Annotated in this window: 26 protein-coding genes; all 26 read right to left on the bottom strand. The window is 58.3% G+C overall.

The window, feature by feature from the left end; translation table 11 throughout:
* Positions 1 to 117: 117 nt before the first annotated feature.
* The 26 genes from bfr to rplB all read right to left on the bottom strand — a co-directional run bounded on the left by bfr (position 118) and on the right by rplB (position 14091).
* Positions 118 to 582 (bottom strand): bacterioferritin, encoded by a 465-nt coding sequence (bfr, locus tag ABFA30_RS02660; RefSeq protein WP_225788807.1) that lies wholly within the window; start codon positions 580 to 582, stop codon positions 118 to 120.
* Positions 583 to 744: 162 nt separating this feature from the next.
* Positions 745 to 2184, bottom strand: a complete 1440-nt coding sequence (locus ABFA30_RS02655; RefSeq protein WP_368816038.1) for a catalase — start codon at positions 2182 to 2184, stop codon at positions 745 to 747.
* A gap of 171 nt (positions 2185 to 2355) precedes the next feature.
* Positions 2356 to 2742 carry a 50S ribosomal protein L17 gene (rplQ, locus tag ABFA30_RS02650; RefSeq protein WP_043210290.1) on the bottom strand — a complete coding sequence of 129 codons (387 nt, stop codon included), beginning with the start codon at positions 2740 to 2742 and terminating at the stop codon, positions 2356 to 2358.
* Positions 2743 to 2784: 42 nt separating this feature from the next.
* Complete coding sequence (locus ABFA30_RS02645) at positions 2785 to 3786, bottom strand: DNA-directed RNA polymerase subunit alpha (protein WP_003255452.1); 1002 nt, start codon at positions 3784 to 3786, stop codon at positions 2785 to 2787.
* Positions 3787 to 3808: 22 nt separating this feature from the next.
* Complete coding sequence (gene rpsD / locus ABFA30_RS02640) at positions 3809 to 4429, bottom strand: 30S ribosomal protein S4 (RefSeq protein WP_084857327.1); 621 nt, start codon at positions 4427 to 4429, stop codon at positions 3809 to 3811.
* Between the two features lie 15 nt (positions 4430 to 4444).
* Positions 4445 to 4834 (bottom strand): 30S ribosomal protein S11, encoded by a 390-nt coding sequence (rpsK, locus tag ABFA30_RS02635; RefSeq protein ID WP_003255454.1) that lies wholly within the window; start codon positions 4832 to 4834, stop codon positions 4445 to 4447.
* Between the two features lie 18 nt (positions 4835 to 4852).
* Positions 4853 to 5209, bottom strand: a complete 357-nt coding sequence (gene rpsM / locus ABFA30_RS02630; RefSeq protein ID WP_003255457.1) for a 30S ribosomal protein S13 — start codon at positions 5207 to 5209, stop codon at positions 4853 to 4855.
* 131 nt (positions 5210 to 5340) lie between these two features.
* Complete coding sequence (gene rpmJ / locus ABFA30_RS02625; RefSeq protein ID WP_011531897.1) at positions 5341 to 5457, bottom strand: 50S ribosomal protein L36; 117 nt, start codon at positions 5455 to 5457, stop codon at positions 5341 to 5343.
* A gap of 28 nt (positions 5458 to 5485) precedes the next feature.
* Complete coding sequence (gene secY / locus ABFA30_RS02620; RefSeq protein WP_225788809.1) at positions 5486 to 6817, bottom strand: preprotein translocase subunit SecY; 1332 nt, start codon at positions 6815 to 6817, stop codon at positions 5486 to 5488.
* Positions 6818 to 7252 (bottom strand): 50S ribosomal protein L15, encoded by a 435-nt coding sequence (gene rplO, locus ABFA30_RS02615; protein WP_003257107.1) that lies wholly within the window; start codon positions 7250 to 7252, stop codon positions 6818 to 6820. It lies immediately after the preceding gene.
* A gap of 3 nt (positions 7253 to 7255) precedes the next feature.
* Positions 7256 to 7432: a 50S ribosomal protein L30 gene (rpmD, locus tag ABFA30_RS02610; RefSeq protein ID WP_009397493.1), complete on the bottom strand. Its 177-nt coding sequence runs from the start codon at positions 7430 to 7432 to the stop codon at positions 7256 to 7258.
* A 2-nt stretch (positions 7433 to 7434) separates the two neighbouring features.
* Positions 7435 to 7935 (bottom strand): 30S ribosomal protein S5, encoded by a 501-nt coding sequence (gene rpsE / locus ABFA30_RS02605; protein ID WP_023382626.1) that lies wholly within the window; start codon positions 7933 to 7935, stop codon positions 7435 to 7437.
* Positions 7936 to 7938: 3 nt separating this feature from the next.
* Positions 7939 to 8289 (bottom strand): 50S ribosomal protein L18, encoded by a 351-nt coding sequence (gene rplR, locus ABFA30_RS02600; RefSeq protein ID WP_225788810.1) that lies wholly within the window; start codon positions 8287 to 8289, stop codon positions 7939 to 7941.
* A gap of 10 nt (positions 8290 to 8299) precedes the next feature.
* A complete protein-coding gene (rplF, locus tag ABFA30_RS02595; RefSeq protein ID WP_225788811.1) occupies positions 8300 to 8833 on the bottom strand; it encodes a 50S ribosomal protein L6 in 534 nt (177 codons plus the stop codon).
* A 12-nt stretch (positions 8834 to 8845) separates the two neighbouring features.
* Positions 8846 to 9238 (bottom strand): 30S ribosomal protein S8, encoded by a 393-nt coding sequence (gene rpsH / locus ABFA30_RS02590; protein ID WP_225788812.1) that lies wholly within the window; start codon positions 9236 to 9238, stop codon positions 8846 to 8848.
* 209 nt (positions 9239 to 9447) lie between these two features.
* Positions 9448 to 9753 carry a 30S ribosomal protein S14 gene (rpsN, locus tag ABFA30_RS02585; RefSeq protein WP_225788813.1) on the bottom strand — a complete coding sequence of 102 codons (306 nt, stop codon included), beginning with the start codon at positions 9751 to 9753 and terminating at the stop codon, positions 9448 to 9450.
* A gap of 13 nt (positions 9754 to 9766) precedes the next feature.
* Positions 9767 to 10306, bottom strand: coding sequence for a 50S ribosomal protein L5 (rplE, locus tag ABFA30_RS02580; RefSeq protein WP_225788814.1), 540 nt, complete (start codon positions 10304 to 10306; stop codon positions 9767 to 9769).
* A gap of 20 nt (positions 10307 to 10326) precedes the next feature.
* A complete protein-coding gene (rplX, locus tag ABFA30_RS02575) occupies positions 10327 to 10641 on the bottom strand; it encodes a 50S ribosomal protein L24 (protein WP_023382629.1) in 315 nt (104 codons plus the stop codon).
* Between the two features lie 11 nt (positions 10642 to 10652).
* Positions 10653 to 11021 carry a 50S ribosomal protein L14 gene (gene rplN, locus ABFA30_RS02570; RefSeq protein ID WP_225788815.1) on the bottom strand — a complete coding sequence of 123 codons (369 nt, stop codon included), beginning with the start codon at positions 11019 to 11021 and terminating at the stop codon, positions 10653 to 10655.
* Positions 11022 to 11044: 23 nt separating this feature from the next.
* The gene (gene rpsQ, locus ABFA30_RS02565) at positions 11045 to 11311 is read right to left on the bottom strand and encodes a 30S ribosomal protein S17 (RefSeq protein ID WP_031303185.1); all 267 of its coding nucleotides are present in this window, start codon (positions 11309 to 11311) and stop codon (positions 11045 to 11047) included.
* Between the two features lie 2 nt (positions 11312 to 11313).
* The gene (rpmC, locus tag ABFA30_RS02560) at positions 11314 to 11505 is read right to left on the bottom strand and encodes a 50S ribosomal protein L29 (protein ID WP_002555481.1); all 192 of its coding nucleotides are present in this window, start codon (positions 11503 to 11505) and stop codon (positions 11314 to 11316) included.
* The gene (gene rplP, locus ABFA30_RS02555; protein WP_225788816.1) at positions 11505 to 11918 is read right to left on the bottom strand and encodes a 50S ribosomal protein L16; all 414 of its coding nucleotides are present in this window, start codon (positions 11916 to 11918) and stop codon (positions 11505 to 11507) included. Before rplP ends, rpmC begins: the two co-directional genes overlap by 1 nt.
* A 12-nt stretch (positions 11919 to 11930) precedes the next feature.
* On the bottom strand, positions 11931 to 12617 hold the full coding sequence (rpsC, locus tag ABFA30_RS02550) for a 30S ribosomal protein S3 (protein WP_060392311.1): 687 nt from the start codon (positions 12615 to 12617) through the stop codon (positions 11931 to 11933).
* A 13-nt stretch (positions 12618 to 12630) separates the two neighbouring features.
* A complete protein-coding gene (rplV, locus tag ABFA30_RS02545) occupies positions 12631 to 12963 on the bottom strand; it encodes a 50S ribosomal protein L22 (protein WP_003304070.1) in 333 nt (110 codons plus the stop codon).
* 11 nt (positions 12964 to 12974) lie between these two features.
* On the bottom strand, positions 12975 to 13250 hold the full coding sequence (gene rpsS, locus ABFA30_RS02540; protein WP_010486981.1) for a 30S ribosomal protein S19: 276 nt from the start codon (positions 13248 to 13250) through the stop codon (positions 12975 to 12977).
* 16 nt (positions 13251 to 13266) lie between these two features.
* Positions 13267 to 14091, bottom strand: coding sequence for a 50S ribosomal protein L2 (gene rplB, locus ABFA30_RS02535; RefSeq protein ID WP_225788817.1), 825 nt, complete (start codon positions 14089 to 14091; stop codon positions 13267 to 13269).
* Positions 14092 to 14102: the final 11 nt, after the last annotated feature.

Here is a 14102-nt window from a genome sequence, read left to right as displayed (position 1 = left end):
CCTTCGCGCTCCTCTCGCGACAAGGCCGCTCCCACAAGTAACGCGCACCCCATCATGAGGGCGCGATACTCGTGGGAGCGGCCTTGGTCGGAAGGCTGCTCGGAATCCCAGCCGGGCTTACATCTGCGACTGCAGGTAGTTCTCCAGGCCGATGGACTTGATCAGGCCCTGCTGCTTTTCCAGCCAGTAGGTGTGGTCTTCCTCGGTATCGGCCAGTTGCGCGCGCAGGATGTCGCGGCTGATGTAGTCCTTGTGCAGCTCGCACAACTCGATGCCCTTGCACAGCGCAGCACGCACCTTGTACTCCAGGCGCAGGTCGGCAGCGATCATGTCCGGCACGGTGGTGCCCACGTCCAGGTCGTCCGGGCGCATGCGTGGCGTGCCCTCGAGCATCAGGATGCGGCGCATCAAGGCGTCGGCGTGTTGCGTCTCTTCTTCCATCTCGTGGTTGATGCGCTCATAGAGCTTGGTCAGGCCCCAGTCTTCGTACATCCGCGAGTGAATGAAATACTGGTCGCGTGCTGCCAGTTCGCCCGTCAGCAACGTGTTGAGGTAGTCGATTACGTCCGGGTGACCTTGCATCGCCCTGCTTCTCCTAGTGGAACCTTATTAGCACATAGTGTGAACCAGGATTGGCCGAAGGTCACTGAAAAGTGCGCAATAACATGCAAAAAAACCGGCAAACAGTAGTGATATTCATTGAAAAACCGCCCAAATGAGGGCGGTTCTCCTTATCACTTCGAGTTAGGCGAAATTCACGCCCAACGCTTTGGCGATACCCTCACCGTAGGCCGGGTCGGCCTTGAAGAAATGCTGCAGTTGACGCTGCACCACATCCTCGCTGACGCCTGCCATCGCACCGGCGATGTTGTTGATGAGCAATGCCTTCTGTTCGGCATCCATCAGGCGGAACAACGCCCCGGCATGGCTGTAGTAGTCGTCGTCCTCGCGGTGATCGTAGCGATCGGCCACACCTTGCAGGGCCAATGCAGGCTCCGCGTGACGAGGCGACTGCTTCGGCGCATCGCCATAGCTGTTGGGCTCGTAGTTCGGCGCGCTGCCGTAGCTGCCCAGGGCCATCGAACCGTCACGCTGGTAGCTGTGCACCGGGCAACGCGGGGCATTGACCGGCAGCTGCTGATGGTTGGTACCGATACGGTAGCGATGGGCGTCGGCATAGGCGAACACCCGGCCTTGCAGCATGCGGTCCGGCGAGAGACCGACACCCGGCACCATGTTGCTTGGGCCGAAGGCGGCCTGCTCGACTTCGGCGAAGTAGTTGAGCGGGTTACGATTCAGCTCCAGCACGCCGACCTCGATCAGCGGGTAGTCCTTCTGCGACCAGGTCTTGGTCACGTCGAAGGGGTTTTCCTGGCGGTTGGCGGCTTCCTCTTCGCTCATTACCTGGATGCAGACGGTCCAGCGCGGGTAGTCACCACGCTCGATGGCCTCGAACAGGTCACGCTGGGCGTAGTCCGGGTCGCTGCCCGCCAGGCGCGCTGCCTCGGCCGGTGCCAGGTTCTTGATGCCCTGCTGGGTCTTGAAGTGCCACTTGACCCAGGTGCGCTCGCCGGTGGCGCTGATCAGGCTATAGGTGTGGCTACCGAAGCCGTGCATGTGGCGGTAGCCATCCGGGATGCCCCGGTCGGAGAAGAGGATGGTGACCTGGTGCAGCGCTTCGGGCGAATGCGACCAGAAGTCCCACATCATCTGGGCATTCTTCAGGTTGGTCTGCGGATGGCGCTTCTGCGTGTGGATGAAGTCCGGGAACTTCAGCGGGTCACGGATGAAGAACACTGGCGTATTGTTGCCGACGATGTCCCAGTTGCCTTCCTCGGTATAGAACTTGACCGCGAAACCGCGTGGATCCCGCTCGGTGTCGGCCGAGCCACGCTCGCCACCGACGGTAGAGAAACGCAGGAAGGTTTCGGTCTGCTTGCCGACCTGCTCGAACAGCTTGGCGCTGGTGTAGCGGGTGATGTCACGCGTGACGGTGAAGGTGCCATAGGCGCCCGACCCTTTGGCGTGCACACGGCGCTCGGGAATGTTCTCACGGTTGAAGTGGGCGAGCTTCTCGATCAGGTGAATGTCATCGAGCAGCAGCGGGCCGCGTCGGCCTGCCGAACGGGAATTCTGGTTGTCGGCTACAGGTGCACCGCTGGCGGTGGTGAGAATCTTGCTCATGGGCTCTCCTTATCGGTCTTGAACTGCCGGCTAATCGGCTTGGCGATAAGTATCCGCGAGCTGTATTACAAGAACTAATTCATTGATCCATTCGCTTCGATAGAAAATAACAATTCATACGCGCACAAAAAACCGGGCACGAGGCCCGGCTTCTTGCAGCAGACAGACGTCTTACTCGGCAGCTTCTACAGCACCACCGACCGGACGATCAACCAGCTCGACGTACGCCATAGGCGCGTTGTCGCCAGCGCGGAAACCGCACTTCAGGATGCGCAGGTAGCCGCCCTGACGAGTGGCGTAACGCTTGCCCAGGTCGTTGAACAGCTTGCCAACGGCAGCTTTCGAACGGGTACGGTCGAAAGCCAGACGACGGTTGGCGACGCTGTCTTCCTTGGCCAGGGTGATCAGCGGCTCGGCAACGCGGCGCAGTTCCTTGGCTTTCGGCAGGGTGGTTTTGATCAGCTCGTGCTCGATCAGCGACACTGCCATGTTCTGGAACATGGCCTTGCGGTGAGAGCTGGTACGGCTCAGGTGACGTCCACTTTTACGATGACGCATGATTCATTCCTTACCAAACACTACGTTCGGTGATTACGACGATCAGGCAGTCGCCTTGTCGTCTTTCTTAAGACTTGCAGGCGGCCAGTTGTCGAGGCGCATGCCGAGAGACAGACCACGAGAGGCCAGGACGTCCTTGATTTCGGTCAGGGACTTCTTGCCCAGGTTCGGAGTTTTCAACAGTTCTACTTCGGTACGCTGAATCAGGTCGCCGATGTAGTAGATGTTCTCCGCCTTCAGGCAGTTGGCCGAACGTACGGTCAGTTCCAGATCGTCAACCGGACGCAGCAGGATCGGATCGATCTCGTCTTCCTGCTCGACTACGACAGGCTCGCTGTCACCCTTGAGGTCGACGAACGCGGCCAGCTGCTGCTGCAGGATGGTCGCGGCGCGGCGGATAGCCTCTTCAGGGTCCAGGGTGCCGTTGGTTTCCAGATCGATGACCAGCTTGTCCAGGTTGGTACGCTGTTCAACACGGGCGTTCTCGACCACGTAGGCGATACGACGCACCGGGCTGAACGAGGCGTCCAGCTGCAAGCGGCCAATGCTGCGGCTTTCGTCTTCGTCGGTCTGACGCGAGTCGGCCGGCTCGTAACCACGACCACGAGCTACGGTGAGCTTCATGTTCAGGGCGCCGTTGGACGCCAGGTTCGCGATTACGTGATCGGGGTTGACGATCTCGACATCGTGATCCAGCTGAATATCGGCAGCGGTAACCACCCCCGAACCCTTTTTCGACAAGGTCAGCGTAACTTCGTCACGACCGTGCAGCTTGATAGCCAGGCCTTTGAGGTTCAACAGGATTTCAATGACGTCTTCCTGTACACCTTCGATCGCGGAGTACTCGTGGAGTACGCCATCGATCTCGGCCTCGACTACTGCACAGCCAGGCATGGAGGACAACAGGATGCGGCGCAGCGCGTTGCCCAGGGTATGGCCGAAACCACGCTCGAGAGGCTCGAGCGTGATCTTGGCGCGGGTTGGACTGACGACCTGCACATCGATGTGGCGGGGCGTCAGGAACTCATTTACCGAAATCTGCATGGATGCACCTATTTTCTAGCCCTTACTTGGAGTAGAGCTCGACAATCAGGTTTTCGTTGATGTCGGCGGACAGGTCGCTGCGAGCAGGAACGTTCTTGAAAACGCCCGACTTCTTGGCAGCATCCACGTCAACCCACTCAACGCGGCCACGCTGGGCGCACAGTTCAAGGGCTTGAACAATGCGCAGCTGGTTCTGCGACTTCTCGCGAACCGCGACCACGTCACCCGGACGAACTTGGTAGGATGGAATGTTTACGGTCTTGCCGTTAACGCTGATTGCCTTGTGCGAAACCAGCTGACGGGATTCGGAACGAGTCGAACCGAAGCCCATGCGGTAAACGACGTTGTCCAGACGGCATTCGAGCAGTTGCAGCAGGTTCTCACCGGTAGCGCCTTTCTTCGAGGCTGCCAGCTGGTAGTAACCGCGGAACTGACGTTCCAGAACACCGTAGATACGACGGACTTTCTGTTTCTCGCGCAGCTGGGTGCCGTAGTCGGACTGACGGCCACGGCGCTGACCGTGGATACCCGGGGCTGCTTCGATGTTGCACTTCGATTCCAGAGCGCGAACGCCGCTCTTCAGGAACAGATCGGTGCCTTCACGACGAGACAGTTTGCATTTTGGACCAATGTAACGTGCCATTTATCTGTCTCCTGATTACACGCGACGCTTCTTCGGCGGACGGCACCCGTTGTGCGGGATTGGCGTCACGTCGGTGATGCTGGCGATCTTGTAGCCGCAGCTGTTCAGAGCACGAACAGCGGACTCACGACCTGGACCTGGGCCCTTGACGTTGACGTCGAGGTTCTTCAGGCCGTATTCCAGCGCAGCTTGACCAGCGCGCTCGGCAGCGATCTGGGCTGCGAACGGGGTGGATTTGCGCGAACCACGGAAACCCGAACCACCGGAGGTCGCCCAGGACAGTGCGTTGCCCTGACGGTCGGTGATGGTCACGATGGTGTTGTTGAAAGACGCATGGATGTGGGCGATGCCATCAACCACTGTCTTTTTGACTTTCTTACGAGGACGAGCAGCAGGTTTTGCCATGTCTATATTCCTGGGCGATTACTTGCGGATCGGCTTACGCGGGCCCTTACGGGTGCGTGCGTTGGTCTTGGTGCGCTGACCGCGAACCGGCAGACCTTTACGATGACGCAGGCCGCGGTAGCAACCCAGGTCCATCAAGCGCTTGATCTTCATGTTGATGTCACGACGCAGGTCACCTTCGGTGGTGAACTTCGCGACTTCGCCACGCAGGGTTTCGATTTGCTCGTCGCTCAGATCCTTGATCTTAGCGGCTGGGTTGACCCCAGCGTCTGCACAGATCTTCTGCGCAGTGGTGCGACCGACACCATAGATGTAGGTCAGCGAGATAACAGTGTGCTTGTTATCTGGAATGTTGACGCCTGCAATACGGGCCATTCAGTGGGACTCCAATTGACAGCTACCTACGCCCCGGAAGCCAAGAAATAGGGCGCGAGATAATATCGCTGTAGAAACGAATAATCAACCCAGCAGCGCACTAGCTGCTGGGTTTGAAGCGCGAATCACACTCAGCCTTGGCGCTGCTTGTGACGCGGTTCCGCGCTGCAAATCACTCGCACGATACCTTCGCGGCGAATAATCTTGCAGTTACGGCACAGCTTTTTCACCGATGCACGAACTTTCATTACCGACTCCTCGAACCTTAGGGGCCTATCAGCGCAGCAGACCGCTGCCGCCGTAGCCTTTCAGGTTGGCTTTCTTCATCAGGGATTCGTACTGGTGCGAAACGAGGTGCGATTGTACTTGGGACATGAAGTCCATCACAACCACTACCACAATCAGCAACGAGGTCCCGCCAAGGTAGAACGGAACGTTTGCCGCCACCACCAGGAACTGGGGCAGGAGGCACACGGCCGTCATGTAAAGAGCACCGAACATGGTCAGACGGGTCAGAACGCCATCAATGTAGCGCGCCGACTGCTCACCAGGACGGATACCCGGAATAAAGGCACCGGACTTCTTCAGGTTTTCCGCTACGTCTTTCGGATTGAACATCAGCGCCGTGTAGAAGAAGCAGAAGAAAATGATCCCTGCACTAAACAGCAGAATGTTCAACGGCTGACCAGGAGCGATCGACTGCGAGATGTCCTGCAGCCAGCCCATACCTTCGGACTGACCGAACCAGGCACCCAGCGAAGCCGGAAACAGCAGAATGCTGCTGGCGAAAATGGCCGGGATGACCCCTGCCATGTTCACCTTGAGCGGCAAGTGGCTGGTCTGCGCAGCGAAGACCTTGCGGCCCTGCTGACGCTTGGCGTAGTGAACGGCGATACGACGCTGACCACGCTCGATGAACACCACGAAGCCGATAATCGCTACTGCCAGCAAACCGATAGCGACCAGGGCGAAAATGTTGATATCGCCTGTGCGTGCAGACTCGAAAGACTGCCCGATTGCTCTCGGAAGACCGGCAACGATACCCGCGAAGATCAACATCGAGATACCGTTGCCCACACCGCGCTCGGTGATCTGCTCGCCCAGCCACATCATGAACATCGCGCCCGCCACGAACGTGGAGACGGCGACCACATGGAAGCCCAGGCCCGCAGAAAACGCCACGCCCTGGTTGGCCAGGCCAATGGACATGCCAATGGCCTGGACCAGCGCCAGGATAACGGTGCCGTAGCGGGTGTACTGGCTGATCTTGCGACGGCCAGCTTCACCTTCCTTCTTCAACTGCTCCAGTTGCGGGCTGACCGCGGTCATGAGCTGCATGATGATCGACGCCGAGATGTACGGCATGATCCCCAGTGCGAAAATGCTCATGCGCTCCAGCGCGCCACCGGAAAACATGTTGAACAAGCTAAGAATGGTCCCCTCATTCTGTCGAAACAGATCCGCCAGACGGTCCGGGTTGATGCCGGGCACCGGGATATGCGCACCTATCCGATAGACGATGATCGCCATGAACAGGAAGCGCAGACGAGCCCAGAGTTCCGACATCCCGCCCTTACCGAGCGAAGAGAGAGCACCTTGCTTAGCCATTTATTCCTCGAACTTGCCGCCAGCTGCTTCGATAGCCGCACGCGCACCCTTGGTGGCTGCGATACCCTTGATGGTGACTGCGCGAGTGACTTCGCCCGACAGCATGATTTTCACACGCTGTACGTTCTGGCCGATCACGTTGGCATCCTTCAGGGATTGCACGGAAATCACGTCGCCTTCCACCTTGGCCAGCTCGGACAGACGCACTTCGGCGCGGTCCATGGCTTTCAGGGAAACGAAGCCGAACTTCGGCAGGCGACGGTGCAGCGGCTGTTGACCGCCTTCGAAGCCCGGAGCGATCGAACCACCGGAACGGGAGGTCTGACCCTTGTGGCCGCGGCCACCGGTCTTGCCCAAACCGCTACCGATACCACGACCCGGACGATGCTTCTCGCGACGGGAACCCGGCGCTGGACTCAGATCATTGAGTTTCATCGATTAACCCTCGACGCGCAGCATGTAGTAAGCCTTGTTGATCATCCCGCGGTTCTCGGGAGTATCCTGGACTTCTACAGTGTGACCGATGCGGCGCAGACCCAGGCCCTTAACGCACAGCTTGTGGTTGGGCAGGCGGCCGGCGGTGCTTTTGATCAGCGTTACTTTTACGGTTGCCATGATCAGATGATCTCCTCAACGCTCTTGCCGCGCTTGGCAGCAATGGACTCAGGAGATTGCATGGCTTTCAGACCCTTGAAGGTGGCATAGACCACGTTCACTGGGTTGGTCGAACCGTAGCACTTGGCCAGGACGTTCTGGACGCCAGCAACTTCCAGGACAGCACGCATTGCGCCGCCGGCGATGATACCGGTACCTTCGGAGGCAGGCTGCATGTAGACCTTCGAGGCGCCATGGGCGGCCTTGGTGGCGTACTGCAGGGTGGTGCCCTTCAGGTCGACCTGGATCATGTTGCGACGGGCAGCTTCCATGGCTTTCTGGATCGCGGCAGGTACTTCGCGCGACTTGCCACGGCCGAAGCCGACACGGCCCTTGCCATCACCTACCACGGTCAACGCGGTGAAGGTGAAGATACGGCCGCCTTTGACGGTTTTTGCAACGCGGTTAACTTGAACCAGCTTCTCGATGTAGCCTTCGTCGCGCTTTTGGTCGTTATTTGCCATAACTTAGAACTCCAGCCCGCCTTCACGAGCAGCATCGGCCAGCGCCTTGACGCGGCCGTGGTACTTGAAGCCAGAACGGTCGAAAGCAACTTGAGAGATGCCGGCGGCTTTCGCGCGCTCAGCTACCAGCTTGCCAACCTTAGTGGCCGCGTCGATGTTGCCGGTGGCGCCATCACGCAGTTCTTTGTCCAAGGTAGAGGCGCTTGCCAGAACCTTGCTGCCGTCGGCCGAAATGACCTGGGCGTAGATGTGCTGCGAGGAGCGGAACACGCACAGACGCACGACTTCGAGTTCGTGCATCTTCAGGCGTGCTTTGCGAGCGCGACGCAGTCGAGTAACTTTTTTGTCGGTCATTTGCTAGGCCCTACTTCTTCTTGGCTTCTTTACGACGGACTACTTCGTCCGCGTAACGCACACCCTTGCCTTTGTAAGGCTCTGGCGGACGGAAGTCGCGGATTTCAGCGGCCACCTGACCAACCAGCTGCTTGTCGATACCCTTGATCAGGATGTCGGTCTGGCTGGGGGTTTCAGCGGTGATGCCGGCTGGCAGTTCGTAGTCCACGGGGTGCGAGAAGCCCAGGGCCAGGTTCAGGACATTGCCCTTGGCCTGCGCCTTGTAACCAACACCGACCAGCTGGAGCTTGCGCTCGAAGCCTTGGCTTACGCCCTGGACCATGTTGTTGACCAGGGCACGGGTGGTACCGGCCATGGCGCGAGCTTGCTGGTCACCATTGCGAGCAGCGAAACGCAGTTCGCCAGACTCTTCGATAACTTCAACAGACGAGTGAACGTTCAGTTCGAGAGTGCCCTTGGCACCCTTCACCGAAAGCTGCTGGCCGGCGAATTTGATTTCGACGCCTGCTGGCAGCTTAACGGGGTTCTTAGCGACGCGAGACATGCTTATCCCCCCTTAGAACACTGTGCAGAGAACTTCGCCGCCAACACCGGCAGCACGCGCAGCACGATCAGTCATCACACCCTTGTTGGTGGAGACGATGGACACGCCCAGGCCGCCACGAACTTTCGGCAGGTCTGCAACGGACTTGTACTGGCGCAGGCCTGGACGGCTGGCGCGCTTCAGTTCCTCGATGACCGGACGGCCTTCGAAGTACTTCAGCTCGATCGACAGGGAGGGTTTGACTTCGCTGCTGACCTGGTAGCCAGCGATGTAACCTTCGTCTTTCAGAACTTTGGCTACCGCTACCTTCAGGTTCGAGGAAGGCATGCTTACGACGGACTTTTCAGCCATCTGGGCATTACGGATGCGAGTTAGCATGTCCGCTAACGGGTCCTGCATACTCATGGGCTAGATGCTCCTGATACAAGAAATATTAGCCTTGCGGCTATCACAACCACCCGAGCAGGCAGGGCAAAAAACCCGGGCTCAGGTGAGCCGGTCATTCTAGACACAAGACAGAAACGAAACAAGCCCCATATAGGGGCTTGTTTCGTTGCGAGGTCACCGGCGGTCGGAAGATTGCTCCCCTTGCGCCGGGATCACACCAACCGCGATTACCAGCTGGCCTTGACCAGACCTGGAACATCACCGCGCATTGCAGCCTGGCGCAGCATGTTACGGCCCAGGCCGAACTTACGGTAGACACCGTGCGGACGACCGGTCAGGCGGCAGCGGTTGCGCAGGCGCGAGGCGCTGGCGTCACGCGGCTGCTTCTGCAGGGCGACTACGGCGGCGAAACGCTCCTCAGGGGAGACGTCCTGGTTGACGATGATCGCTTTCAGCTCGGCACGCTTCTTGGCGTACTTGGCTACCGTGAGCTGACGCTTCAGCTCGCGGTTTTTCATGCTCTTCTTGGCCATTTTCCTACTCCAATCAGTTGCGGAACGGGAATTTGAAAGCACGCAGCAGGGCGCGGCCTTCTTCATCCGTACGAGCAGTGGTGGTCAGGGTGATGTCCAGACCGCGCAGAGCATCGATCTTGTCGTAGTCGATTTCCGGGAAGATGATCTGCTCTTTCACACCCATGCTGTAGTTGCCACGACCATCGAAGGACTTGGCATTCAGGCCGCGGAAGTCGCGAACCCGAGGCAGGGAGATCGACAGCAGACGATCCAGGAATTCGTACATACGGTCGCGGCGCAGGGTTACCTTGACGCCGATCGGCCAACCTTCACGAACCTTGAAACCCGCAATGGACTTGCGAGCGAAAGTCACGACCGGCTTCTGACCGGTGATCTTTTCCAGGTCGGCAACAGCGTTCTCGATGACTTTCTTGTCACCGATCGCTTCGCCCAGACCCATGTTCAGGGTGATCTTGGTAACGCGCGGAACTTCCATCACGTTCGCGAGCTTAAGTTCTTCCTTAAGCTTGGGAGCGATTTCGTTCCGGTAAATCTCTTTCAGTCGTGCCATTGTCTTCTACCTAGCAGTGTTCAAGCATCAACCGCTTTCTGGGTCGACTTGAAGACACGAATTTTCTTGCCGTCTTCGACTTTGAAGCCAACGCGGTCAGCCTTGTTGGTTTCACTGTTGAAGATGGCAACGTTGGAAGCGTGCAGAGGCGCTTCTTTCTCGACGATACCGCCCTGGACGCCTGCCATCGGGTTAGGCTTGGTATGACGCTTGACCAGGTTGACACCGCCAACGACCAGACGGTCGTCAGCGAGGACCTTCAGCACCTTACCGCGCTTGCCCTTGTCTTTGCCGGCGATCACGATGATCTCGTCGTCACGACGAATCTTTTGCATGTCGGATCTCCTTACAGCACTTCAGGGGCGAGCGAGACGATCTTCATGAACTTCTCGGAACGAAGCTCACGGGTCACTGGCCCGAAGATGCGAGTGCCGATCGGCTCTTGCTTGTTGTTCAGCAGAACAGCAGCGTTGCCGTCGAAACGAATGATGGAACCGTCAGCGCGGCGAACACCGTGCTTGGTGCGGACGACGACAGCGGTCATCACCTGGCCTTTCTTGACCTTGCCGCGCGGAATCGCTTCCTTCACGGTCACCTTGATGATGTCACCGATGCCGGCGTAACGGCGGTGGGAACCGCCGAGCACCTTGATGCACATGACGCGACGAGCGCCGCTGTTATCGGCCACATCGAGCATGGATTGAGTCTGAATCATAAAATATCTCCGACCCTTCGCCCTTAGACTTCAACAGCGCGTTCGAGAACTTCAACCAGGGCCCAGGACTTGGTCTTGGCCAGCGGACGGGTTTCACGGATGGAAACCTTGTCGCCGATGTGGCACTGGTTGTTTTCGTCGTGCGCGTGCAGCTTAGTCGAACGCTTAACGTATTTACCGTAGATCGGGTGCTTGACGCGACGCTCGATCAGAACGGTGATGGTCTTGTCCATTTTGTCGCTGACGACACGGCCAGTCAGCGTACGGACGGTTTTTTCAGCTTCAGCCATGATCACTTACCTGCCTGCTGGTTGAGCACAGTTTTCACGCGAGCGATGTCACGCTTAACTTGCGAGAGCAGGTGCGACTGCCCCAACTGGCCAGTTGCCTTCTGCATGCGCAGATTGAACTGGTCGCGCAGCAAGCCGAGCAGTTGCTCATTCAGTTGCTGTGCCGATTTTTCACGAAGTTCATTCGCTTTCATCACATCACCGTCCGCTTAACAAAGGAGGTGGCGAGAGGCAGCTTTGCAGCAGCCAGGGCGAAAGCCTCGCGCGCCAGCTCTTCAGAAACACCCTCGATCTCGTACAGGACTTTGCCTGGCTGGATCTGGGCAACCCAGTACTCCACGGAACCCTTACCTTTACCCATACGCACTTCGAGAGGCTTCTTGGTAACCGGCTTGTCCGGGAATACACGGATCCAGATCTTGCCGCCACGTTTTACGTGACGGGTCAGGGCACGACGTGCCGACTCGATCTGGCGGGCGGTGAGACGACCGCGGGATACAGCTTTCAGGGCGAATTCGCCGAAGCTGACCTTGCTACCGCGCAGGGCCAGACCACGGTTGTGGCCGGTCATCTGCTTGCGGAATTTTGTACGCTTTGGTTGCAACATTTGGCGTACCCCTTACTTAGCAGCTTTTTTACGAGGCGCTGGTGCTTGAGGCTTCAGCTCTTCCTGGCGACCACCAATAACTTCGCCTTTGAAGATCCAAACCTTGACACCGATCACACCGTAGGTGGTGTGGGCTTCGTAGGTGGCATAGTCGATATCGGCACGCAGGGTGTGCAGTGGCACACGACCTTCGCGATACCATTCAGTACGTGCAATCTCGGCACCGCCGAGACGACCGCTCACCTGGATCTTGATGCCCTTGGCACCAATACGCATGGCGTTCTGCACGGCGCGCTTCATGGCGCGACGGAACATTACGCGGCGCTCCAGCTGCTGGGCTACGCTCTGGGCAACCAGCATGGCGTCGAGTTCCGGCTTGCGGATCTCTTCGATGTTGATGTGCACAGGCACACCCATCTGCTTGGTCAGGTCCTGACGCAGCTTCTCAACGTCCTCACCTTTCTTGCCGATAACGATACCGGGACGAGCGGTGTGGATGGTGATGCGTGCAGTTTGAGCCGGACGATGAATATCGATACGGCTTACGGACGCGCTTTTTAGTTTGTCTTGGAGGTACTCACGCGTTTTCAGATCCTTGAGCAGGTAATCTGCGTAAGTAGCGCCGTCTGCATACCAGACGGAGGTGTGCTCCTTGACGATTCCCAGGCGAATGCCAGTGGGATGTACTTTCTGACCCATCTGATCGACTCCGTTACTTGTCCGCAACCTTGACAGTGATATGGCAAGACCGCTTGACGATGCGATCAGCGCGGCCTTTGGCACGCGGCATGATGCGCTTCAGCGAACGCCCTTCGTTGACGAAAACGGTGCTGACCTTCAGGTCATCAACGTCTGCGCCTTCGTTATGCTCGGCGTTGGCAACGGCCGACTCGAGGACTTTCTTCATGATTTCAGCGGCTTTTTTGCTGCTGAAGGCCAACAGGTTGAGCGCGTCGCCCACCTTCTTCCCGCGGATCTGGTCGGCGACCAAGCGGGCTTTCTGGGCGGAGATTCGAGCGCCCGACAACTTAGCGGCTACTTCCATTTCCTTACCCCTTAACGCTTGGCTTTCTTGTCAGCCACGTGCCCGCGATAGGTGCGGGTACCGGCGAACTCGCCCAGTTTGTGGCCGACCATGTCTTCGTTCACGAGAACGGGGACATGCTGACGACCGTTGTGTACCGCGATGGTCAGACCGACCATTTGTGGCAGGATCATGGAACGGCGCGACCAGGTTTTGACTGGCTTGCGATCGTTCTTCTCCACCGCCACTTCGATCTTCTTCAGAAGGTGAAGATCGATAAAAGGACCTTTTTTCAGAGAACGTGGCACTGTCGTATCCCTCTAGTTACTTGCGACGACGGACGATCATGTTGTCGGTACGCTTATTACCACGGGTCTTCGCACCCTTGGTTGGGAAGCCCCATGGCGATACCGGATGACGACCACCGGAGGTACGACCTTCACCACCACCGTGCGGGTGGTCAACCGGGTTCATGGCAACGCCACGAACGGTTGGGCGAACGCCGCGCCAGCGTTTGGCACCAGCTTTACCCAGCGAGCGCAGGCTGTGCTCGGAGTTCGAGACTTCGCCCAGGGTCGCACGGCACTCGGCCAGCACTTTACGCATCTCACCAGAGCGCAGACGCAGAGTCACGTAGACGCCTTCGCGAGCGATCAGCTGAGCCGAAGCACCAGCGGAACGAGCGATTTGAGCACCTTTACCCGGCTTCAGTTCGATGCCGTGAACGGTGCTACCTACTGGGATGTTGCGCAGCTGCAGGGAGTTGCCCGGCTTGATTGGAGCCAGGGCGCCTGCGATCAGCTGGTCGCCAGCGCTCACGCCCTTCGGCGCGATGATGTAGCGACGCTCGCCGTCTGCGTAGCACAGCAGGGCGATGTGAGCAGTACGGTTCGGGTCGTATTCGATACGCTCGACGGTGGCTGGGATGCCATCCTTGTCGTTGCGACGGAAGTCGACCAGACGGTAGTGCTGCTTATGACCACCACCAACGTGACGAGTGGTGATGCGGCCATTGTTGTTACGACCACCAGACTTCGATTTCTTCTCGATCAGCGGTGCGTGAGGAGCGCCTTTGTGCAGCTCCTGGTTGACCACCTTGACCACGAAACGGCGGCCAGGGGAAGTCGGTTTGCATTTAACGATTGCCATGATGCACCCCT

This window comes from Pseudomonas sp. HLMP (assembly GCF_046365545.1).
Lineage (GTDB): Bacteria > Pseudomonadota > Gammaproteobacteria > Pseudomonadales > Pseudomonadaceae > Aquipseudomonas > Aquipseudomonas guariconensis_B.
This window is presented reverse-complemented; position numbering and strand designations above follow the sequence as displayed.